Origin of the sequence: Nitrosomonas cryotolerans ATCC 49181 (assembly GCF_900143275.1) — a bacterium.
Lineage (GTDB): Bacteria > Pseudomonadota > Gammaproteobacteria > Burkholderiales > Nitrosomonadaceae > Nitrosomonas > Nitrosomonas cryotolerans.
Genome location: NZ_FSRO01000001.1, coordinates 16,927 through 40,551 on the forward strand (window position 1 = coordinate 16,927; position 23,625 = coordinate 40,551).

Below are 23,625 nucleotides of genomic sequence, written 5' to 3' on the forward strand. Positions count from 1 at the left end.
TATTATTTATAATTAATGCCTCTTTTTTACCCGGACAAAGAATACGGCGGGATCCGTGCCTATATCAAAGTGTTCAGTTTTACAGGCATCATCCAATTTTTTATCAATCACTATCATTGGAATTATATCGATGGAAAAGACCACAGTTATATTAGAAAATGCACAACAGCGTGCTAAAGAAATGGGACTACCCTATTCTGGTGTGCTATTTCCCGCAGAGGCCTATACTTTACTACAAGTGATGCCAGGCATTCAGTTGATAGATGTACGCTCAAAAGCAGAGCTGGATTGGGTTGGAAGAATTCCCCATGCAATCGGAATCGAATTGCGATCTTATCCGGATATGCAATTAAACCCGGATTTCCTTGAGCAGCTTTCCGACCAGGTCGATCAAACATCACCCCTTATGTTTCTCTGTCGCAGTGGCGTCCGTTCAAGCCATGCCGCCACCCTGGCCAGCCAGGCAAATTTTACAAGCTGTTACAATATTCTTGAAGGATTCGAAGGAGAAAAGGATGAAAAAGGTCACCGAGGGACGGTCTCCGGTTGGAAAGCAGCTGCCTTACCATGGGAACAAAGCTAACTATCCGACCAGGCAATCAGCCCGAAATGTGCCGTCGCCAGAATCATTATTCCAAATACAATTCGATACCAGGCAAATACAGTAAAATCATGATTACTAATAAAACGTAACAAACCACGTACAGCTAACAGGGCGCTAATAAACGCGGCAATAAAACCCACTGTAAATATACCCAGATCATCGAAAACTAAAATTTCATGGTGTTTATAGACATCATAAAAAGTAGCCGCAAACATAATCGGAATGGCTAGAAAAAATGAGAATTCCGTTGCTGCCTTGCGTGATAAACCAAAGAATAAGCCACCAATAATGGTGGCACCAGAACGAGAAGTGCCTGGTATCAAGGCAAGACATTGTGCAAACCCTATTTTTAGGGCGTGTTTCCAGTCCATATCGTCCACCTGCTCAACATCGATCACATGTGTTCTACGTTCAGCCCATAGTATCAATATACCACCGATAATCAGCGCTAATGCGACAGGAACAGGGTGAAATAAATAATCTTTAATTACTTTAATGAATAAAAGACCCAAAATTGCAGCGGGTAAAAAAGCAATAAACAGATTGAATATAAAACGATGTGCTTTCTTGTCTGAGCCAATACCTTCGACCACCTGAGTAATCCGGGCGCGATATTCCCAACATACCGCCAATATCGCGCCCAATTGAATCACAATTGCAAAAACTTTTCCCCGTTCGTCATTAAAATTAAGCAGGTCACTCACCAAAATGAGATGACCCGTTGAAGAAATAGGCAAAAACTCGGTTAATCCCTCGACAACACCCAGGATCAATGCTTTTATTAATAAAATCCAATCCATATCGAATGATCCTAATGTTTTTCCAGACGAGAGAAAATAAGCAATTATAATTTACTGTAAATTTCTGCCCCTTTTTCTACAAACTCACTGGATTTCTGCTGCATTCCTTGCTTCAAGGCTTCATCTTCGCTCACGCCTTGTTTGGCCGCATAATCACGTACATCCTGTGTAATCTTCATAGAACAGAAATGGGGTCCGCACATCGAGCAAAAATGAGCTAATTTTGCACCTTCCTGCGGTAAAGTTTCATCATGAAATTGCTGTGCTTTATTGGGATCAAGGCTAAGATTAAACTGATCTTCCCAGCGGAATTCAAAACGAGCCTTGGAAAGCGCATTATCCCGAATCTGTGCGCCAGGATGACCCTTAGCCAGATCCGCTGCGTGCGCTGCAATCTTGTAGGTAATAATGCCATCCTTAACATCGTCCTTATCGGGTAAACCGAGATGCTCTTTAGGTGTTACATAGCATAACATTGCAGTACCGTACCAGCCGATCATCGCTGCACCAATGGCTGAAGTAATGTGATCGTAACCTGGCGCAATATCAGTCGTCAGCGGACCCAGGGTATAAAATGGCGCTTCATCACAGTATTTCAATTGCAGATCCATGTTCTCTTTAATAAGATGCATAGGAACATGGCCGGGACCCTCTATCATAACTTGCACATCGTGTTTCCAGGCCACCTGAGTTAATTCACCCAGTGTTTTTAACTCTGCAAACTGCGCTTCATCATTAGCGTCATAAATGGAGCCTGGGCGCAAACCATCGCCTAATGAGAAACTGACATCATAGGCCTTCATGATTTCACAAATTTCCTCAAAATGCGTATAAAGGAAACTTTCCTCATGATGCGCAAGACACCATTTTGCCATAATTGAGCCGCCACGCGAGACGATTCCTGTCATCCGTTTTGCTGTCATAGGGATATAAGCAAGGCGGACTCCCGCATGGATAGTAAAATAGTCCACTCCCTGCTCTGCCTGTTCAATCAGGGTATCCCGAAAGATTTCCCAGGTCAGCTCTTCTGCCTTACCGTTTACTTTTTCCAGTGCTTGGTAAATCGGTACGGTACCAATCGGTACAGGGCTGTTACGAATAATCCATTCGCGAGTTTCGTGAATATTTTTTCCGGTTGAAAGATCCATTACCGTATCACCACCCCAGCGAATAGCCCAGGTCATTTTCTCAACTTCTTCCTGAATACTGGAACCAAGCGCAGAATTACCGATATTGGCATTAATCTTCACCAGAAAATTTCGACCAATAATCATAGGTTCAGATTCGGGATGATTAATATTAGCCGGAATGATCGCCCGCCCTCTTGCCACTTCATCTCGGACAAATTCGGGTGTAATCTGCTTCGGTAAAGAGGCACCAAAATCCTGTCCGGGATGCTGATGGGCAAGTAACTTGTGATTTAATGCTTCATAATGCTGATTTTCACGGATAGCGATAAATTCCATCTCTGGAGTAATGATTCCGCGACGGGCATAATGCATCTGTGTCACATTCATTCCTGCTTTTCCTCGACGTGGCTGGCGCTTCAGATTAAAGCGCATTTTTGCCAATCCAGGATCCGCCTGACGTTTCTGACCATAGTCTGAAACGGGACCAGAAAGAACTTCAGTGTCGCCACGTTCATCTATCCAGTTATCACGCAAAACAGGCAAGCCACAACGAATATCTATTTTCATAGTGGTATCCGTATAGGGACCTGAAGTATCATATACATAAATAGGTGGATTTTTCTCTGCCCCCATATTGGCAGCTGTATCAGTTTGGCTGATCTCGCGCATCGGCACCTGAATATCAGATCGGGAACCGGAGACGTAGATCTTCCGTGAATTAGGCAAAGGTTTAACGGCCGCTTCGTCAACCTGAGCCGTTGTATTTAAAAAATCTTTCTGGTCTAAAACTGTCATACTCATAAATATATGCTCCTTGAGATGCCATAAAGAGCGGGAGGATTAGTCCCAGCTTCCCTACGGCGGCATTATCCGCGTCAGGTATTAAGGGACTGTCTCACCAGCATTTCGGATGATTCCGAAAAAGGACCCCTAGCTGATGCTGTGAAGCTAATGGAAATATGGAATAATTGCAAGTCTGTTACTCTAATGAATAAAGCTAATATGAACCTCGATACTAAAAATCTTGAACAAACACGGTTTAACATGGTTGAGCAGCAAATTCGCACATGGTATGTACTGGATGCGGATATTCTGAAATTATTATACAAGATCCGGCGCGAAGAATTTGTACCGGCAGCCTACCGCTCCCTGGCATTCATCGATATGGAAATTCCGCTGGAACATGGCCAAGTAATGCTTACACCTAAAATGGAAGCACGTATCTTACAAGAATTGTATATAAAGAAAACAGATAAAGTGCTGGAAATCGGAAGCGGCAGTGGCTACATGACCGCTTTATTAGCCGAAAAAAGTAGTCATGTCTACAGTGTAGAGATTGTGCCTGAACTGAAAACCATGGCAGAAATAAATCTTCATGCACACGATATTCATAATGTCACTATAGAACAGGGTGATGCCGCCCATGGCTGGCCTAAACATGGACCTTATGATGTGATCGTGCTGACCGCATCTACCCCGGTATTACCGCAAACATTTCAGGAAAATCTCAATCCGGGCGGGCGCCTGTTCGCAATCGTAGGAGAAGAGCCTGCGATGGAAGCAATACTCATCACCTGTACAGCTCCCGGAGCATACACAACAAAAAAACTGTTTGAAACCTGCACGATCCCACTCGAAAATGCACAGCCATCAGAAAAATTTGTCTTCTGATTTTTAATGCAAGCCAGCCTATTGCTGAGATCTCATCAGCTCCGAAACAATATCATCGGAAATCAAAATGAAATTCCTGCAGTATGTTTATATCTTAATCGGCGGTATTATTTTACACAGTCAAGTATATGCTGCTAATTTAATGGATATTTATAAAGAGGCGCTAGATCGGGATGCGCAATATCAATCGGCGCGGGCAGCTTATCTAGCTGCCCAGGAAAAGTTACCTCAGGGCAGAGCTGGATTATTACCTAATATTGTGCTCTCTGGAACACGCCAAACTCAGAAAGTTGATACAAATCTAGGTTCAGAAGTGACCATCCAAAATCGAGGGGTGGTTATTTCGGCCACGCAACCGCTTATTCGTGTAGAAAATTTTATTATTTTCGCGCAATCAAAAGTTGAGGTAGCTCAAGCAGACTCACAATTTGTGCTGGCTGCACAGGATTTGATTTTGCGCGTCGCACAAGCTTATTTTGATATCTTAAGCGCCCAGGTGGACGTCGAGGTAGCCGAAGCCCAGAAAAAAGCCATTCTCAAACAATTAGAGCAAGCCAAGCGTAATTTTGAAGTAGGTGTTTCAACTATTGTGGATACAAATGAAGCACAAGCCCGCTTTGATTTAACCATTGCACAGGAAATTGCCGCGCAAAACGCACTGGAAATAAGTAAACGTACATTACAAGGCATTATTGATCGTTTTCCTGAGAATCTCACAAGTGCACAAACAATTACCTCAGATCTCTCCAATTTATCCTATGCCAGCATGGAAGAATGGGTCAAAGTCGCTGAAGAAAAGAATTTCTCGCTGAAAATACAGCAGGCAGCATATGATCTCGCACAGCAGGAAGTAAAAAAAGCCTGGGCACAGCACTATCCGACATTAGACCTGGTTGCACAATACAGTGATCAAACTGGCGTGGGTGGTGCTATCACCGGCCGAGGAATAGATCTCACCTCAAAATCAATTGGATTACAGCTTAATATTCCGTTATTCGAAGGATTTGCCGTACAGTCCCGTGTACGAGAAGCATTAGCTAATCAGGATAAAGCTTCACACGATCTGGACAACGCACGGCGTAACAATGCCTTACAAGTACGCCAGCAATACCTGAATGTAACGAATGGAATCGCACAGGTAAAAGCATTAAAACAAGCACTGGTATCAAGTCAAAAACAATTGGATTCCACTTTGTTGGGACAGGAAGTTGGCGTAAGAATCGAAATAGATGTGCTCAATGCGCAACAACAATTATATTCAGCAAAACGCGATCTCGCCAAAGCCTATTACAATTATTTGATGGCAAGATTACGTCTGAAAGCAGAAACTGGAGAATTGGACGAAGATACACTGCAACAAATAAATAATATGCTTTAAGGAAGGCAATGGTACGGTTCCGTTGCAAAAAATAGGATGAGTAGCGCACTATTAAGTTTTTCAACGTAGTTCATCAATGTTAGATTTCAAACGACGTCATTATCAAAGTGGGGTAATCCTCGGTCGTGTTAAATAGTAAAGACCTCTGCAACACGCAATACCCAGGCCACGAAGCAGTTCCTGAAAAAAACCCTGAAATCCGTTAAATCCTGGGCGCACCCTAGTACTATCATACCGACAAGGCCCCCCACTTATAATCCTCCCATTACCCAATTAAAAGCTACAGGAAATTACTCACCGGACACCATGCATCGGCAGATAAAGTGAGACCTTTGCAAAACCCCAATAGTTGAAAAATTAGTCCTTTATAATCAATAGAAAAAACTTCTGGTGAGGGCTTTTGCAAAAGTCTCAAAGTATCTGAACAACATTATTGAAACTGATTACGGAAAACTCAAACGATTGATAAATCCCGGGCGCGGTTTTAAATCCATCAAGGCCGCCTATGCGACAATCAAAGGATTCCAACTCATGCATAGAAATAAGAACCGGATCTCATAGAAAGAATCCGTCTGATTGAGAGACAATTCGATATTTATCCGCATAATAAAACTTATCAGAGATTCACTCTGATCAATGCTATTTTTGCGCCAGAGTCGAGCCAGTTGGAGCTAGCCGATAAGCCGGATTCTGTCGGGGACAGTCATTCCTCTAGGCGCACAGTTACCTGTACGCTCAAGCAACCTACCCGCAGGCTCAGCGAGCAGCATCGTAGCCTGCCTATTTGGTTTTGCTCCGGATGGAGGTTACCGCGTTTCACCGTAACTGAATACGCTCGTCTCTGTGGCCCTATTCCTCACCTCACGGTGGTCGGTCGTTAGCCGACATCCTGCTCTGTGGAGTCCGGACTTTCCTCTCCCTGCGTTCGTATGAAAACAGGCAGCGACCGCCTAGCTAGCTCCAATGCTTATTCTATCATTAAGCGATACAAAGAAATGTTGAATCAGCTGATCTGGGATGGTTCTACTGTAAAAATAAAATAAATGGCACACTATTAAATTTTTTGTAACAGAGCTAAATTTACTATTAGAAACAATTAAAATGATTACTAATGCAACAATACAATCAGTTCAAATTGAATAAAGCTAAGGGTGGAGCACCACGCTATATTGATGTCGGGTGTATAATCGATCTATGCTTGAAACTTTCAGTATTTCGTAATGATTCGTAAACTTCTCCGCAAGATTTTTAACCGTAATACTGTCGCTTCCGACACTGTCGCCAAGCTGCGTATTATTCCGTTCACACACCATGGCATTAGTCGTAGCCAAATTAACCCTTGTGCATTAAAAGTTACTTCAGGCTTACAAAAGGCGGGTTACACTGCATATATTGTGGGTGGCGCAACGCGTGATTTACTATTGGGATTAAAACCGAAGGACTATGACGTTGCAACCAATGCTACGCCCGAAGAAATCCGTGCTCTATTTCGTCGTTCACGCATCATCGGGCGTCGTTTCCGCCTAGTTCATGTAATGTGTGGCATTGAGGTCGTCGAGGTATCCACATTTCGTGGTCATTCTCCAATTGATACCAGCAATCATACTTCAAGCAACCATATAGATCAGCACGGTCGCCTGTTACGCGATAATGTGTTTGGCAACCAGGAAGAAGATGCGGTACGCCGTGACTTCACTATTAATGCGCTATTCTACGATCCTGTCAGTGAGGAAATTCATGATTATTTAAATGGCTATCAAGACATCAAAGCAAGAAGACTACGCATTATCGGATCACCTATACAACGCTATCGTGAAGATCCTGTGCGTATGTTACGCGCAGTTCGGTTAGCAGCCAAACTTGAAATGCAAATTGATGCAGCTACTGCCGAACCTATTTGTAATTTAGCACCATTATTACAAAATGTTCCTCCTTCACGACTGTTCGATGAAATGTTAAAGCTATTGTTATCCGGACATGCTTTGGTTTGCGTGATGGACCTGCGTGCTCGCGGTTTACACCATGGTCTTCTTCCCATGTTAGATGTCATACTGGAGCAGCCATTAGGTGAACGTTTTATTACGCTTGCATTAAAAAATACCGATGAACGTATTAGACAGGAAAAAACAGTATCTCCTGGATTTTTATTCGCAATATTATTATGGCATGAAGTACTCGCGGCATGGAATACACACCAGGCTGCAGGTGAAAAACCGTTTCCAGCACTGTATAAGGCAATCGATACCATCTTGTCAATACAGCATAAGAAACTCGCCATTCCACGACGTTTTGACGCCGTAATACAAGAAATATGGGCTATGCAGCCCCATTTTCTAATTCGTTCAGGGCGCAAGCCCTTTCGCTTATTAACACATCCACGCTTCCGCGCATCTTATGATTTCATGTTACTACGCTGTGAAAGTAATGAGCTTGATATAAAAATAGGTCAGTGGTGGAAAACATTTCAACAGGCTGACATAAATGAACGGGAAATGATGTTAATTAGTAGCGAAGCACCAAGAAAACACAGAAGAAAGCGACGCCACCGAGGATCAACCAAAAAGTCAGCAAAACTGGCTGATAATAAAGCGGTTATTGATATTGAACAATAACCCGGTATCACAAACCACGGAGCCTGTCAGTCAAGCCTTTATTGCGCTCGGAAGTAATCTGGGAAATCCACTAATCCAGATACAACAAGCTTTAAACGAACTGGCTCAACTACCGGTGACACATTTAGTTATTTGCTCCTCATTCTATTGTAGCGCACCAATAGGACGGCTTGATCAACCGGATTTTATTAATGCCGTGGCGCAAATCGAAACAAATCTTAAACCTTATGATTTATTAAAGGCATTACTTGAGATCGAGCGCCGTCATGGACGCATACGTGAATCACTCAATGCACCGCGCACACTTGACCTCGATATTCTGATGTATGATGATCAGCAATGCTACGAACAAGAACTGATTTTGCCTCACCCTCGCATGCATCAGCGGGCATTTGTATTACAACCTCTGATGGAAATCGCTCCAGATTGCTATATCCCAGGGTATGGCACGGTTACCGAATTATTGGCTTTATGTACTGAACAACGATTAAAACGAATATCTAAACAGCACGATTAGAACCACTATTATATTACGATTGAAAAATCAGCGAGCGCAGGAAAAAACAAGCCTGATCCGATAAAATAATTAAAAATTTGTTTAAGTTACTGAATATTAATAAAGATCTAAAAATATCCATTCTTCAAACAATATTAATATGAGAATTACACAAAGTACATTACGAAAGATGTATGAAAATAGCGAAAAAATAACGGCACTTACCTGTTATGACGCTAGTTTCGCTACATTATTAGAAGATGCCGGTATTGATATCTTATTAGTTGGAGATTCACTGGGTAATGTTATACAAGGTGAAAGTACAACATTATCCGTGACCTTGAACGATATGATTTATCACACGCGTTGTGTTGCACGCGGATCAAATAAGGCGTTGATCATGGCTGATATGCCTTTCGGTACGTTTCAGATAACACCTGAGCACGCGTTTACAAATGCATCCAGGCTCATAGCTGCAGGAGCTCATATGGTTAAAATAGAAGGTGGCAGTCTCATGGCTGAGACAATTGAATTCCTAACCCGACGCGGTATTCCGGTCTGTGCTCATATCGGCCTAACACCCCAATCTGTTCATCAATTCGGAGGCTATAAAGTACAAGGCAAAACAGATGACAAGGCAAGAGAATTACAGGAAGATGCCCTTATTTTAGAAAAATCAGGCGCAAATATGCTATTGATGGAAGTTGTTCCGGCTACGCTTGCTAAAAAAATTACGGATACCCTTTCCATTCCCACTATCGGTATTGGAGCAGGCCCGGATTGTTCAGCACAGGTGTTGGTACTTCATGACCTACTAGGAGTCTATCCGGGTAAAAAAACCAAATTTATAAAAAACTTTATGCCAGGGGCCAAGGATATTCAAGAAGCAATCGAGAACTATATCAAAGCAGTCAAAATGGGTAAATTTCCGGATGCGGAACATGTATTTTAATTTATGGTCCGAACGTGAAAATCATTACCGATATTATTTCTCTACGTACATACCTCAAAGATAAACAATCTGTTTCTTTTGTCCCTACTATGGGAAATTTGCATGAGGGACATCTATCACTGGTACGAACAGCAAAGCAACACGCAGATTACAATGTTGTCAGTATTTTTGTAAACAGGCTCCAATTTTCTCCGAATGAAGATTTTAATCAATATCCGCGCACTTTTGAGAGGGATTGCAGCTTACTGAAAGAAGCTGGCGTTAATGTAATCTTTGCACCCAGTGAGAAAATACTTTATCCAGTACAACAGGAATTTTTGCTGTCACTACCTCCTTTAGCAAGGACATTAGAAGGTAGATTTCGCCCGGATTTTTTCCAAGGCGTTGCAACTATCGTATTGAAATTATTTAATATTGTACAGCCAAAAACTGCCGTATTTGGAAAAAAAGATTATCAACAACTATTGCTTGTGCGTGAAATGGTTCAGCAATTAAATTTACCGATTGAAATTATTTCTGGCGAAACGGCTCGTTCATCAAATGGACTTGCACTAAGCTCACGAAATAATTATCTCCGTGAAGAACAGCGTCTCGAAGCTTGCCGCTTATATCAATCTTTATTACTGATAAAACAAGAAGTCATAAGTGGCAATACTGATTTCAAGATGTTAGAAATCAACGCCATAAAGAATCTGATTCAACACGGATGGAAAGTTGATTATATTACGATACAGCGTAGTACGCTAACACCAGCAAAACCAAATGATAAAGATCTAGTTGTATTAGGAGCAGCTTGGCTAGGTAAAACAAGACTGATTGATAATTTGGAAATACTAGATTAACAACAACGTATTTATTTCCAGTTTCTGTTATTCCTTAATTTAATCAGACTGTTAAAAATCTAAAATTATGCAGGCAATAAATACCTTCTGGCTCTCCTGTCTTGAGCATTTTAAAAAAGAATTAAATGCCCAACAATTTAATACTTGGATTAAACCACTACAGCTCGAAACTTCACCCAATAATCATACTGAAGCGGTTTTAATCGCGCCGAATCGATTTGTCATGCAATGGGTAAAAGATAATTTTTTATCCCGAATTGAAACAATGGCTCAAGCACATTTTTCAAATGATATTCGATTTCAACTAAGACTTGCTGACCAGATAGAAATAAGAAAAAAAGCGATCATTCAGGACGATGCCACCCCTGTTATTAAAATTTCTCGACCATCTAAGAAAAAAAATCCCGATTACCCAAATCAATTAAATCCAAACTTTAATTTTGATAATTTTGTTGCAGGTAAAGCTAATCAGCTAGCACGAGCGGGTGCCATTCAAGTAGCTGAATCACCAGGCATAGCATACAACCCTCTGTTCATTTATGGTGGTGTAGGATTAGGTAAAACACATTTAATTCAATCTGTCGGAAATTTTGTCTTGGAAAATAACCAACAAGCCAAAGTACGTTATGTTCACGCAGAAAAATACGTGTCCGATGTCGTGAATGCCTATCAGCACAAATCTTTTGATAAATTTAAGCTCTATTACCATTCTCTTGACCTATTATTAGTCGATGATGTTCAATTTTTTGGCGGGAAGAATAGAACTCAAGAAGAATTCTTTTATGCCTTTAATGCACTAATAGAAGCACATAAGCAAGTTATTATTACTTGCGATTCTTATCCAAAAGAAATTTCTGGACTTGAAGAACGACTTGTTTCTCGCTTTGGATGGGGATTAACCGTCGCAGTTGAACCACCAGAATTAGAAATGCGTGTGGCAATACTGCTAAAGAGAGCCTCCATGGAAAAAATTCGACTAGATGAAAATGTCGCTTTTTTTATTGCTAAACATATACGCTCAAATGTACGAGAATTAGAAGGCGCATTAAAACGTGTACTGGCCTATTCACGTTTTGTAGGTCATGAAATTTCACTTGATTTATCAAAAGAAGCTTTAAAAGATCTATTGGCAGTACAAAATCGTCAAATATCAATTGAAAATATACAAAAAACGGTCGCTGACTATTACAAAATAAAAGTTTCTGAAATGTATTCCAAAAAACGTGCCCGTATCGTTGCAAGACCTCGGCAAATGGCCATGGCCATTGCTAAAGAGCTAACACCCTTAAGCTTGCCTGACATTGGAGAAGCATTTGGTGGAAGAGACCATACAACTATACTTCATGGTTATCGAAAAATTAATGAACTACGCGCTTCTGACCCAGCTATTAATCGTGATTTCAATGCATTACTGCATATTTTACGTGGCTAATAATCAACAAAAGGTTATAACATCTTTTTTATAAAGTCAGAATAAAATAAATATTTCTAATTTATTACAATTCGCAATCTAACAAGTTTCCATATCCATTTAAACAAATACTTATTCTTCCACTCTTTTAAATAATTAACGACCTCCTAAACCATTTTAATCCTGCAATTACACCGGTTCTGTCTGATAAGGAACACCATCTTTCATATCTGTTCCTTGCTCCTAAAAAGCACATGTCACACAATCTTTATAGCTTATACAATCAAAGATTTTTGCAAAACCCCAATAGTTGAAAAATAACCCTTTACAATCAATAGTTAAAAGCTTCTGGCGAGGGTTTTTACAAAAATCTCAATCAACTAAAAATTTAAATTTTTTACAATAACATTATGATAATAAAAATATTATTCTATCGTATGGCATTAATCAAATATTTTTTAAAGGAAGAATCCTCAATTAATAGACGGCCTGTGGATAACCTGTGGATAACCTGTGGATAACCTGTGGATAACCTGCAAATAAAGATAAAATAGGCTGTGGATAACCTGTGGATAACCTGTGGATAAATTGTGGATAACTATCCATTTTTAATTAAAAGGAGATTTTATCCACAAGTTATCCCAAAACAATACATGGGTTATCCACAGGAAAAAAGTGAGGTATCCTATTGATAAATAGATATATATTAGAAGTTATCCACAAATTGTGCATTGCCTATTAGTTATTACTATATATAAATATAAGTAGTAATAAGATAGGCAGGGATAAATAACTCCAATAAGTTATAAATTTTTATATTTAAAATTCAGTGATAAAATCATACAAACAAGTTATCATTACAGATAATTCTTATCCCTTATCCAAAAAATGGCGCCTTTAAAAATAAATTATTTAGAATAACTGATTACTCCAACTAGATTATTCAAAGTAAGAATCTCTAGTTAAATATAAAAAATACGTTATAAAACATATAAATTCATTTAATTTAATAGATTACGAAAGATCATTTGATTTTTTAAAAACAATTTATAAGAAGCTTTTGTAAAAACCCTTGCCAGAAGCTTTTAACTATTGATTGTAAAGGTCTTTGTAAAAGTAAGATTAAGCACTTTAAGGATACGAAACCGTTATTTACCAGTAAAAAATAAACAAAAAATAATCTCGAACTACTATAAAATCAAAATATTTTGGATATATTCTTCAAGAGGCACTTCCACTGTTGCTAAATTAGAATAAATAATCATCACACTAAAATCGATAATCTATAAATTGATTGAATTGATATTAAAAAAGCATTGCGTAAGAGAAACTGCATAAATAACAATTGGATTCTGTAATTATCAAAAAATAGATAATCAAGAGATTTTTTTAATTAAAATCTTGATGTATTGTTATAAATTTTAGGCAGATAATAATTAGAAATGTGAAGAACGAAAATTTTAATTCCGCTTCTATCTCCAAATTATCACTATAAAAATACTGAAATCTTCCAAATAGGAATAATACTTCTTGGAATGAGGAATAGAATTTGTGAGATCTTTGCAAAATCCCTCGCCAAAAACTTTTTACTATTGATTGTAAAGGATTAATTTTTCAACTATTGAAGTTTTGTAAAGGTCTCTTTGTGTTCAAGTCAAAAATCCCCTATTAGTATTATATTTAAAACAAATGATTTTAATAAAAACCAGCAGAGATACATTACTTAAACCATTACAAATGGTTACTGGGATCGTTGAACGCCGTCATACCTTGCCTATTTTGTCTAATGTACTAATCCAACAAGATAATGAGAAAATTTCTTTTTTAGCAACCGATCTTGAAGTACAAATAGAGACAGCTACTCAAAATAAAATAACAATAGAACAGACATTTTCAATTACAGTATCAGCAAAAAAATTTCAAGACATATTACGTGCGCTTTCATCCGATATTGAAATTATACTGGCAATACAAGAAAATCGATTGCAAGTAAGATCTGGAAAAAGCTCTTTTAATCTACAAACACTACCGGGTGATGGCTTTCCTAAAATCTCGGATGAAACAAGACCTGAAGCCGCCATTACGCTGCAACAGAAAGATCTTAAAAATTTATTACATCATGTGTCATTTGCCATAGCACAGCAAGATATTCGTTATTATCTCAATGGACTCTTATTACTTATAGAGAACAATGATTTAAAAGGTGTTGCGACGGATGGGCATCGCTTAGCTTACTATATAATTAATCTAGAGGAATCAAGGACTAAAAAAGAAGTTATTCTTCCACGTAAAGCTGTATTAGAACTTGGAAAGCAACTCAATGATAATGACGAACCTGTAATAATAGAAATTTTTCAAAATAAAATACGCTTTTCTTTTTCAAACATTACGCTGATTTCTAAAGTAATTGATGGCAAATTTCCTGATTATAATCGTGTTATTCCAACACAAAATACAAAGCAATTTGATTTAGATCGCTTAATATTCTTGCAGGCATTGCAACGTGTATCTATTCTCTCAAATTTAAATGAAAAATTTCGAGGAATGCGTTTAATCGTATCAGACAGTACCTTATGTATTATCTGCAAAAATAATGAACAAGAAGAAGCTCGAGAAGAAATAGAAATTCAGTATGACAATGAAATGATCGATATCAGTTTTAATATTACTTATTTATTAGATCTATTAAATAATATCAGTGCTGAAACAATTCGTTGCCATTTTGGAGATGCTAGCAGTAGTGTATTGATAACCATTCCCAACAATGAAAATTTTAAATACATTGTAATGCCAATGAGAATTTGATCTATTAACGAGGCAAGTTAAATTTGTCTACATCTAATAAATATCAATTTTATAGTAGTCCCCTAATGAACGATAAGAAATTCAATACACAGCAAGAAATTCAAGATATAAATGACTATGGCTCAGATAGTATAAAAATACTAAAAGGGCTTGATGCCGTACGAAAAAGACCTGGTATGTATATTGGAGATACCAGTGATGGTACAGGCTTACATCATATGGTATTTGAGGTTGTTGATAATGCAATTGATGAAGCTTTAGCTGGGTATTGCGATGAAATTATGGTGATTATTCATCCAGATAATTCAGTGAGTGTACGTGATAACGGTCGAGGTATTCCAACCGGTATCAAACAGGATGATGAAATGAAGCGTTCCGCTGCTGAAATCGTTATGACGGAACTCCATGCTGGAGGTAAATTTGACGATAATTCCTATAAGGTATCAGGTGGGCTGCATGGTGTAGGTGTATCCGTTGTTAACGCCCTGTCGGAATGGTTACATTTAACTATTCGTCGTGGCGGAAAAACACATCAGATAGAGTTTCGTATGGGTAATCCAATTACGCCATTAACGATTATTGGGGAAGCTGAACGACATGGTACAGAGGTTCATTTTTTAGCAAGTCGGGAAATTTTTGGGAGTGTTGAATATCATTATGATATTTTTGCAAAACGATTAAGAGAACTTTCTTTTCTCAATAACGGTGTAAAAATTCGTCTGGTTGATCAACGCAATAGTAAGGAAGATACCTTTGCTTTCGCAGGCGGAATTAAGAACTTTCTTGAATATATCAATCGTGCTAAGACAGTTTTACATCCGAATATATTTTACGCAGCAGGCGTAAAAGAGGATATCTCCGTTGAGGTGTCTATGCAGTGGAATGAAAGTTATACTGAACAGGTTTTATGTTTTACCAATAATATTCCTCAAAAAGATGGTGGTTCACATCTAACTGGTTTACGGGCTGCCTTGACGCGAACACTAAATAGTTATATTGAAAAAAATGAGTTAACAAAAAAAGCCAAGTTTGAAACGATTGGGGATGACATGCGTGAAGGCTTATCTTGTGTTTTATCAGTCAAGTTATTTGAGCCCAAATTTTCATCACAAACTAAAGAAAAGCTGGTTTCTTCAGAAGTGCGTCCTGCAGTTGAAGAAATTGTGTCACAAAAGTTAGCAGAATTCCTGCTGGAAAATCCGATTGATGCTAAGACTATTTGCAGCAAGATTATGGAAGCAGCCAAAGCACGCGAGGCTGCACGTAAGGCCCGTGAATTGACGAGGAGAAAAGGAGTACTGGATGGCATGGGATTGCCTGGGAAACTCGCCGATTGTCAGGAAAAGAATCCCGCACTATGTGAGCTTTATCTCGTTGAGGGTGATTCTGCAGGCGGTTCTGCTAAGCAAGGACGCGATCGGAAATTTCAGGCAATCATGCCATTGAAAGGAAAAATACTCAATGTTGAAAAAGCCCGGTTTGATAAATTAATCTCTTCTCAAGAGATCATTTCCTTGATCACTGCTCTTGGAACGGGTATTGGTAAAGATGAATATAATCCGGACAAACTGCGTTATCATCGCATTATTATCATGACAGATGCCGATGTAGATGGATCTCATATTCGTACATTATTGCTGACATTTTTTTACCGTCAGATGCCTGAATTAATTGAGCGGGGACATATTTATATTGCGCAACCACCGCTTTATAAAATTAAACAGGGTAAGCAAGAACGCTATGTTAAAGATGATTATGAGCTTAAACAATATTTGTTAAGATTGGCACTTGCAGATGCAGAATTTTACACAGATGAGGAAAAGCCACCGCTAACAGGTAAAACCCTTGCGGGAATTGCTAATGAATACTTGTTAGCAGAGGCTGTAATTGAGCGGATGAGTCGGCTAATTGATAGTCAAGTAATGTATGGTTTATTACGTCAGCCAGACATCGATTTAAGCAGCGAACAAAATGCAATAAATAGTGCTAACCGGCTCGCGTCAAGAGTTAAAGATATCAAGATTATTGCGGAATATGACGAGATAACAGAGCGTTTTCGCCTAAAAATAACTCGTATATATCATGGTAATATTCAGGCAAGCTATCTTGATCAGGATTTTTTGCATAGTGGTGATTATGCTCAAATTCAGAAAACTGCCCAGGTTTTTGATGGATTGATCGGCCATAGTGCACAAGTAAAAAAGGGTGAGAAAAGGCAACCTGTCAGTGATTTTAAACAGGTTCTAGAATGGTTGTTAACAGAAGCAAAAAAAGGGTTAAGCGTCCAACGTTATAAGGGATTGGGTGAGATGAATCCAACCCAATTATGGGAAACTACTATGGATCCAAATAATCGCCATTTGTTACGTGCTCAAATCGAAGATAGCATACTGACTGACGAAATTTTTACTACATTAATGGGTGACGTTGTTGAGCCGCGCCGGGCATTTATCGAGAATAATGCACTCAGAGCAAAAAATATCGATATTTAATTCACTGGATATTTACTGGTAAAAATACAGTTTGCTTGATCAATTCGATGGCTTCTATCAGAGATTTTATTCTCAATCCTTTTTGTAATTCTGATTCTGTTTTTTTAGATCTGTGCAGATTACTTTTATTAGCATGTTATCTCGACGATTGCTCTGGGCACTATTTTTCATTTATTGCAGCAATTCTGCCGTGCAAGATAGCCTTGCTCGGCGCAAGCACTATTACTGTGACAATGTTCCTCTGATTTCTTAGAGTTATGGCTGGCAGAAACATACGGATAAATAAATTATTACCATGATTTGTTCATGATGGTTTTAATTGATGTACCGAAATGGCTTGCTAGAATCTAAGAGATTCTTGCAAAATTCCTCGCCAGAAGTTTTTGACTATTGATTGTAAAGGATTAATTTTTCAACTATTGGGGTTTTGTAAAGGTCTCCCCCCCATTGACTATCTATGTAATAGTCTATGATAGAAAGCCAGGCGCTGTGAACTGATTTTTCCTTCTTGAGTGGCCAGTATTACTGCGCAGCCGGGCTCGTTAATATGGCGACAATTATTGAATCTACATTGTCCAATGTATGAATGGAATTCGACAAATCCCCAGGCCAGGTTTTCGTTTTTAATATGGTTTAAGCCAAACTCTTGGATACCGGGAGAATCAATGATATGGCTATCCGAATCGATGTGATAGAGATGTGTATGTGTTGTGGTATGACAGCCGGAATTAAGCGCGACAGAAATCTCTCCCGTCGCACGTTTAGCCTCCGGAATAAGGGCATTGATGATGGTGGATTTACCCATTCCTGATTGACCTGCTAGCACACTAAAATGGCCTTTCAAGTAAGGCAAAAGGATTTCAACACTTTTTTCTGCGCTTATCCGTAATAAAGGATAGCCAATTTTTTGATACGGAGAAAGTATTTCAGCTGCAATACGTGTAGGTTCCGTTATATCCGCTTTATTTAATATAATGAGTGATTTAATATTCTGTTGTTCAGCAGTAACAAGGCATCGATTGATTAGTTCTTCACTAAAGCTGGGAACACCCGCAACCACGATGATAATCTGAGTGATATTCGCGGCAATAATTTTTTCCCGAAAGGCATCGCTTCGATAGAGTAATGTAGAACGTGGTTGAATAGTTTCGATGACCCCCTGTCCGGGAGTGGTTGGTTTTATTTCTACTTGATCACCGCAAGCTACCCCCCCTTTTTTTCCACGCATCACACAAGATAGCGTTTCACCCTTTATTGTTTCAATCAAATAATGTCTACCAAATGCGGCAATAACTTTGCCGCTGGTATTATTTTCTTTTTTCGAGAATAGGTGATGAGTGGAGCTCAAATGCTGAATAGCTTATCAATCTTTGCTGCACAAATGAAGTCATTTTCAGACAGGCCATTGATTGCGTGAGTAGTATACGTTACGTTACATTTGTTGTAACCAACAGTAATATCTGGATGGTGATCTTCACGATGAGAAATCCACGCCAAGGCATTAACAAAAGCAATTGTCTGATAATAATTTTTAAACGGATAAGTTTTAAAGATTGATTTATCTGTTGCTTGCCAGCTTTCAAGTTGTAATAGCAGGGTTGAAATTGTATCAGGCGAAAGTGGTGGTATGCCGCCTTCGCATGGTTTACATTGTTTAGATGCTAAATCACAAACAGTATCATTCATCGAAGTGCCCACCTTTGTAGTTGTGCGACTCTTATTGTAGCAGGTGGATGAGAATCGTAGAATGCTGAATGTAATGGGTCGGGCGTAAGCGTTGCGGCGTTGTCCTGGTAGAGCTTGACTAATGCATGTATCAAATCGGTGGCCGATGCATTTTGCGCCGCATATTTATCTGCTTCAAATTCATGTTTACGGGAATATAAGCTTGATAATGGCTGCAGAAAAAAAGTAAATACCGGCATGATCAAAAAAAAGAGCAATAGTGCCATTGCCGTTGACGGTATGGGTGAAACAGAAACACCTAATCCTTGGTAGAACCAGCCCTGCTCCATTAAATAACCCAGTATCCAGAAGAAGAGTAAACTCATGGCGAATGACGAGATAATCCGTTTGATGACGTGGTGATGTTTAAAGTGGCCTAATTCATGCGCTAATACAGCTTCAATTTCCGCTGCATTCAGACGTGAAAGTAAAGTGTCGAAAAATACAATTCGTTTGGTTTTACCAAAACCAGTAAAATAAGCATTCCCGTGGCTACTACGGCGCGAACCATCCATAACGAATAAGCCGCTAGATTGAAAACCGCATTTATTCATCAGCTGTTCAATACGCGATTTGAGGGATGTATCTTCCAGGGGGGTGAATTTATTGAACAGTGGCGCAATCCAGGTTGGATAAACAGCTAAAATCAGGATGTTGAATGCTACCCATGCAAACCAGGCGTAAAGCCACCAGTTTTCCCCCATTCTTTCCATTAACCATAAAAAACTAAACAATAATGGTATGCCGAGCAGTAGGCTCAGGATTAATTGTTTAGCCAGGTCAGTAACAAACATACTGGGTGTCATTTTATTGAAGCCGTACTTTTGTTCAATGACAAAGGTACGGTAATAGCTCAAAGGAAGCTCTGCAATGCTCAATAACAGAACAGTACTGATGATGAGAGCCATTCCATGCGCTACAGGATCATCTAACCAACTGGACCAGAAATCAGCTAAGGCGTTTAATCCGCCTCCTAAGGTAAATGCCAATAGAAGAATGGCTTGCAGTAATATATTGGAGTAACTCAAACGTGTTTTTGCACACGTATAATCTGCTGCTTTCTGGTGCGCAGGAAGATCAATTCGAGCTGAAAAATCGACTGGAACCTGATTGCGATGAGTACGAACATAGTGAATATGCCGTATTGCAAGCCATAGCCGAGTAGTTGTTGTAAGCAGTAGCACGAAGAGAAAAATCAGAGTAAATGTTTGCATAATTGGTAGAGTGGCTAAACCTGTATTGTAGTGAAAAGTGACGGACTATTACCAATGTGACACAATCAAATATTGACAATCAAGAAAGTAGACTGGTTCATTATGGCACAAGATAACAATAACCTCATCTGGATAGACATGGAAATGACCGGGCTTAACTCGGATATCGATCGTATTATTGAAGTTGCTATCGTTGTAACCGATTCTCAATTAAATATGGTGGCAGAAGCACCTGTATTAGTCGTATCACAGCCTGATGCAGTGCTGGCTGGTATGGATAAGTGGAATCAATCTACGCATGCTAAATCAGGATTGATTGATAAGGTCAAGGCTTCGTTACTCACAGAAGCCGAAATTGAAGCTCAAATGATTGCATTCTTACAGTTACATATTCCGCCAGGAATTTCCCCCATGTGCGGAAATTCCATCTGTCAGGATCGCCGTTTTTTAGCACGTTCAATGCCCCAGCTGGAAGCTTATTTCCATTACCGTAACTTAGATGTCAGCACGTTCAAAGAGTTGGCAAAGCGCTGGAAACCAGAAATTATGTCAGGGCTGACTAAACAGGGAAAACACGAGGCATTAGCAGATATTTATGATTCTATTAATGAATTAAAGTATTATCGTGAGCACTTTATCGTAACCTAATTCAATGAAACCGGGTTGTTAGATTTTATATAATCGAATGATACAGGAATCAGAAAATAATTTTTCAGGGTTATTTGCAGAAATTGCCCAAAATAAGGTGATTATTCCTGCTGATTGTATTGGTTGGATCCGACTAGTTTTTGTTACTTGTCAAGGAGAATAATGATGTCTTCGAGAACACCCTTCACAATTACAATTAATCCTAAAATACCGCTACGCCTTAAGCGTTTGGAAGAGTTGGCCAACAATCTTTGGTATAGCTGGGATCGCGCCACGCGCACACTTTTTTCCCGGCTTGATCCGAACTTATGGGGAGCAGTAGGGCATAATCCCAAAGCGTTCCTTAAGCGTGTGGATGAATCTATCTTATTGAAAGCAGCAGAAGATCGTGTGTTTCTGGCGAGTTACAACAGTATTTTATCAACATATGATTCTTATCATTATGAAGCATCACCACAGGATTCTTATGAGAACTTGCAGCCAGAAGATCAAGTAGCTTATTTCTGTTTTGAATTCGGTTTTCATGAAAGCTTACCCATTTATTCTGGTGGTTTGGGTATTCTCGCTGGCGATCATTGTAAGGCCGCCAGTGATTTGAATTTGCCGTTCGTGGGTGTTGGTTTGCTTTATCGTCAAGGATATTTTTTTCAGACCATCGATAACCAGGGTAATCAAGAAGTTACTTACACTGATTCAGATTTTGAAGATTTTCCAGTGATGCCGGTACTAGATGAAAACGGGTCGAATATCTGTGTTGAAGTTGGCTTGCCCCATCGAAATATCAGAGTAAAAGTATGGCAGGCAAGAATTGGCCATGTGACACTTTATCTGCTGGATACTGATTTATCAGAAAATGCGCCTCAGGATCGTTATATCACGCACAAACTTTATGGTGGCGACAAAACCATGCGGATCGAGCAGGAAATAATCCTGGGTGTAGGCGGGGTACGTGCATTACAAAAAATAGGGTTAAAGCCGACTGTATGGCATATTAATGAAGGGCATGCTGCCTTCATGATATTGGAACGGGTACGTAGTCTGACACAGCAAGGACTAGACGCTTCCAGTGCACTGGAAGCGGTAGCAGCTAATACCGTTTTTACGACGCATACTGCAGTCCCTGCAGGACATGACTATTTCAGTGAAGATATGATAGAAACCTATTTCTCCTGTTTCTATCAGGATTTGAATGTTACTCACGAAGAATTTATGAGACTGGGACATGTACCGGGCAGCCCGGATTTTAATATGACTGCGCTGGCTATTCACGGTTCACGCACACATAATGGCGTGAGCAAGATACATGGTCATGTCTCAGCTAATATCTGCAAGGATATGTGGCCGCAGATTGATGCGGAAGAAAATCCCATTACATATATCACAAACGGTGTGCATGTTCCTACTTTTCTGGCTCAGGAATGGTCCGATTTGTTTGATCGTTATCTTGGTCATGAATGGCGCACTAAAATGTGTGATATAGATTACTGGTCGCGTATACATCCGATACCGGATCATTTGTTCTGGAGTGTACAGCAATCTTTAAAATCGCAAATGCTTTATGGGATTCGTGCCCGTTTGACTCAACAGAATTTCCGGAATCATGGTTCTGAAGCACATCTTGATCGATTACTCAGATTTGCTGATCCGATTAATCCCAATGTTCTGACATTAGGCTTTGCGCGGCGTTTTGCTACTTATAAACGTGCTACATTATTGTTTGAGGATCTTGATTGGCTAAAAAAGATCATTCTTGATGAAGAACGTCCTGTATTGCTGGTTTTTGCCGGTAAGGCGCACCCGGCAGATATTCCAGGACAGGATCTCATCCGGCGTATCAGTCAGATCGCACGCTTGCCGGAATTCGAAGGGCGCCTTTTGTTGGTTGAAGATTATGATTTACGCCTTGCCCGGCGGTTGGTCTCTGGTGTGGATGTGTGGATTAACAACCCGGTATATCCATTAGAGGCAAGTGGTACATCGGGAATTAAGGCGGGGATTAACGGGGCAATTAATCTGAGTGTATTGGATGGTTGGTGGGGCGAAGGCTATGATGGAAAAAATGGCTGGGCGATCAAACCGGGACATGAAAATATGGAACCAAAATTACGCGATAAAGAAGAAAGCCAGGCCTTTTATGAGATTTTACAGGACCAGGTCGTCCCACTTTATTATAATCGCGGGAAACTGGGTTATTCACCCGAATGGGTCAAGATGGCTAAACATTCCATGGTGTCATTGCTCCCTCGTTACAATTCGACACGTATGGTCGATGAATACGTGAGTAAATTTTATCTGTCCGCCAGTAAACAGGGCTCGTTGTATGCAGAACATGATTTTGATGGCGCGAGGAAGGTTGCGGGATGGAAAAATAAAGTAAATAACGCCTGGGGAGGCGTGGCGCTTCGTCGGCTTGATACTCCCTGCAACCGTACAAACTTTGGTGATGTATTGCATTTCAGGATTGCTGCCAAATTAAACGGATTAAAGCCTGATGATGTTATCGTAGAACTCTTGTTATGTCGTCAGTCCGGAAAAATGAGCCTGTGTGACTTTAAGCATTTTGAATTCAAATGCGTAGATACAGAAGCATTAGATGAGTATCTTTTTGAGCTAAAGCTGGCACCTGAATTGTGTGGTAAACAGGAATATTATATTCGAGTTTATCCTTACCATTCGTTACTAACGCATCCTATGGAATTAGGTTTGATGGTTTGGCTATAAAAGAGGATACGGACGGACAGAAAGAACCGGAGAGTGCTATTTTATATGCTGAACTAGTTACGCACTGAGACTGTTGAAAAAGCCCTCGCTAGAAGTTTTAATCTGTTGATTATAAAAGTTAATT

The 23,625-nt window shown here is 39.6% G+C and carries 17 protein-coding genes, 1 other RNA gene, 1 pseudogene and 1 riboswitch; of the genes and pseudogenes, 13 read left to right on the forward strand and 6 right to left on the reverse strand.

Annotated elements, in window-relative coordinates; translation table 11 throughout:
- The first annotated feature begins 130 nt into the window (after positions 1 to 130).
- Complete coding sequence (locus tag BUQ89_RS00065) at positions 131 to 583, forward strand: rhodanese-like domain-containing protein (RefSeq protein ID WP_028461485.1); 453 nt, start codon at positions 131 to 133, stop codon at positions 581 to 583.
- On the opposite strand, the gene BUQ89_RS00070 is transcribed toward BUQ89_RS00065, so the two are convergent.
- Together BUQ89_RS00070 and thiC are read right to left on the reverse strand one after the other, a co-directional pair.
- On the reverse strand, positions 580 to 1,404 hold the full coding sequence (locus tag BUQ89_RS00070) for an undecaprenyl-diphosphate phosphatase (protein WP_028461486.1): 825 nt from the start codon (positions 1,402 to 1,404) through the stop codon (positions 580 to 582). The genes BUQ89_RS00065 and BUQ89_RS00070 overlap by 4 nt on opposite strands.
- Positions 1,405 to 1,448: 44 nt before the next feature.
- Complete coding sequence (thiC, locus tag BUQ89_RS00075) at positions 1,449 to 3,335, reverse strand: phosphomethylpyrimidine synthase ThiC (protein WP_028461487.1); 1,887 nt, start codon at positions 3,333 to 3,335, stop codon at positions 1,449 to 1,451.
- Between the two features lie 34 nt (positions 3,336 to 3,369).
- Positions 3,370 to 3,476: riboswitch (TPP riboswitch) on the reverse strand.
- A gap of 60 nt (positions 3,477 to 3,536) precedes the next feature.
- On the opposite strand from thiC, the gene BUQ89_RS00080 reads away from it, so the two are divergent.
- The 3 genes and pseudogenes from BUQ89_RS00080 to BUQ89_RS14470 all read left to right on the forward strand — a co-directional run bounded on the left by BUQ89_RS00080 (position 3,537) and on the right by BUQ89_RS14470 (position 6,144).
- On the forward strand, positions 3,537 to 4,205 hold the full coding sequence (locus BUQ89_RS00080) for a protein-L-isoaspartate O-methyltransferase family protein (RefSeq protein ID WP_036573024.1): 669 nt from the start codon (positions 3,537 to 3,539) through the stop codon (positions 4,203 to 4,205).
- 67 nt (positions 4,206 to 4,272) lie between these two features.
- Positions 4,273 to 5,583, forward strand: coding sequence for a TolC family outer membrane protein (locus BUQ89_RS00085; protein WP_028461489.1), 1,311 nt, complete (start codon positions 4,273 to 4,275; stop codon positions 5,581 to 5,583).
- Between the two features lie 132 nt (positions 5,584 to 5,715).
- Positions 5,716 to 6,144: pseudogene (locus BUQ89_RS14470) on the forward strand (DDE-type integrase/transposase/recombinase).
- A 102-nt stretch (positions 6,145 to 6,246) separates the two neighbouring features.
- Here the strand turns inward: BUQ89_RS14470 and rnpB are convergent.
- Positions 6,247 to 6,545, reverse strand: an RNA gene (gene rnpB / locus BUQ89_RS00095) — RNase P RNA component class A.
- 258 nt (positions 6,546 to 6,803) lie between these two features.
- Between rnpB and pcnB the strand changes: the two genes are divergently transcribed.
- From pcnB to gyrB, 7 genes are all read left to right on the forward strand, one after another.
- Entirely contained in the window at positions 6,804 to 8,195 is a 1,392-nt protein-coding gene (gene pcnB, locus BUQ89_RS00100; protein WP_028461490.1) for a polynucleotide adenylyltransferase PcnB, read from the forward strand.
- Complete coding sequence (gene folK, locus BUQ89_RS00105) at positions 8,185 to 8,712, forward strand: 2-amino-4-hydroxy-6-hydroxymethyldihydropteridine diphosphokinase (RefSeq protein WP_143071236.1); 528 nt, start codon at positions 8,185 to 8,187, stop codon at positions 8,710 to 8,712. Before pcnB ends, folK begins: the two co-directional genes overlap by 11 nt.
- Positions 8,713 to 8,851: 139 nt before the next feature.
- On the forward strand, positions 8,852 to 9,643 hold the full coding sequence (gene panB, locus BUQ89_RS00110) for a 3-methyl-2-oxobutanoate hydroxymethyltransferase (protein ID WP_028461492.1): 792 nt from the start codon (positions 8,852 to 8,854) through the stop codon (positions 9,641 to 9,643).
- Between the two features lie 14 nt (positions 9,644 to 9,657).
- A complete protein-coding gene (gene panC / locus BUQ89_RS00115) occupies positions 9,658 to 10,485 on the forward strand; it encodes a pantoate--beta-alanine ligase (RefSeq protein ID WP_028461493.1) in 828 nt (275 codons plus the stop codon).
- 67 nt (positions 10,486 to 10,552) lie between these two features.
- On the forward strand, positions 10,553 to 11,917 hold the full coding sequence (dnaA, locus tag BUQ89_RS00120; RefSeq protein WP_028461494.1) for a chromosomal replication initiator protein DnaA: 1,365 nt from the start codon (positions 10,553 to 10,555) through the stop codon (positions 11,915 to 11,917).
- Positions 11,918 to 13,585: 1,668 nt separating this feature from the next.
- The gene (dnaN, locus tag BUQ89_RS00125) at positions 13,586 to 14,701 is read left to right on the forward strand and encodes a DNA polymerase III subunit beta (RefSeq protein WP_028461495.1); all 1,116 of its coding nucleotides are present in this window, start codon (positions 13,586 to 13,588) and stop codon (positions 14,699 to 14,701) included.
- A gap of 65 nt (positions 14,702 to 14,766) precedes the next feature.
- On the forward strand, positions 14,767 to 17,193 hold the full coding sequence (gene gyrB / locus BUQ89_RS00130; RefSeq protein ID WP_028461496.1) for a DNA topoisomerase (ATP-hydrolyzing) subunit B: 2,427 nt from the start codon (positions 14,767 to 14,769) through the stop codon (positions 17,191 to 17,193).
- Positions 17,194 to 17,644: 451 nt separating this feature from the next.
- On the opposite strand, the gene rsgA is transcribed toward gyrB, so the two are convergent.
- From rsgA to BUQ89_RS00145, 3 genes are all read right to left on the reverse strand, one after another.
- Entirely contained in the window at positions 17,645 to 18,460 is an 816-nt protein-coding gene (gene rsgA, locus BUQ89_RS00135; RefSeq protein WP_245812857.1) for a ribosome small subunit-dependent GTPase A, read from the reverse strand.
- A gap of 77 nt (positions 18,461 to 18,537) precedes the next feature.
- Entirely contained in the window at positions 18,538 to 18,879 is a 342-nt protein-coding gene (locus BUQ89_RS00140) for a 4a-hydroxytetrahydrobiopterin dehydratase (protein ID WP_028461497.1), read from the reverse strand.
- Positions 18,876 to 20,132 carry a M48 family metallopeptidase gene (locus BUQ89_RS00145; RefSeq protein ID WP_028461498.1) on the reverse strand — a complete coding sequence of 419 codons (1,257 nt, stop codon included), beginning with the start codon at positions 20,130 to 20,132 and terminating at the stop codon, positions 18,876 to 18,878. Before BUQ89_RS00145 ends, BUQ89_RS00140 begins: the two co-directional genes overlap by 4 nt.
- A 102-nt stretch (positions 20,133 to 20,234) precedes the next feature.
- Here BUQ89_RS00145 and orn point away from each other — a divergent pair, with 102 nt between their 5' ends.
- Complete coding sequence (gene orn / locus BUQ89_RS00150; protein ID WP_028461499.1) at positions 20,235 to 20,780, forward strand: oligoribonuclease; 546 nt, start codon at positions 20,235 to 20,237, stop codon at positions 20,778 to 20,780.
- Between the two features lie 165 nt (positions 20,781 to 20,945).
- Positions 20,946 to 23,501, forward strand: a complete 2,556-nt coding sequence (glgP, locus tag BUQ89_RS00155; protein WP_028461500.1) for an alpha-glucan family phosphorylase — start codon at positions 20,946 to 20,948, stop codon at positions 23,499 to 23,501.
- The last annotated feature ends 124 nt before the right edge of the window (positions 23,502 to 23,625 follow it).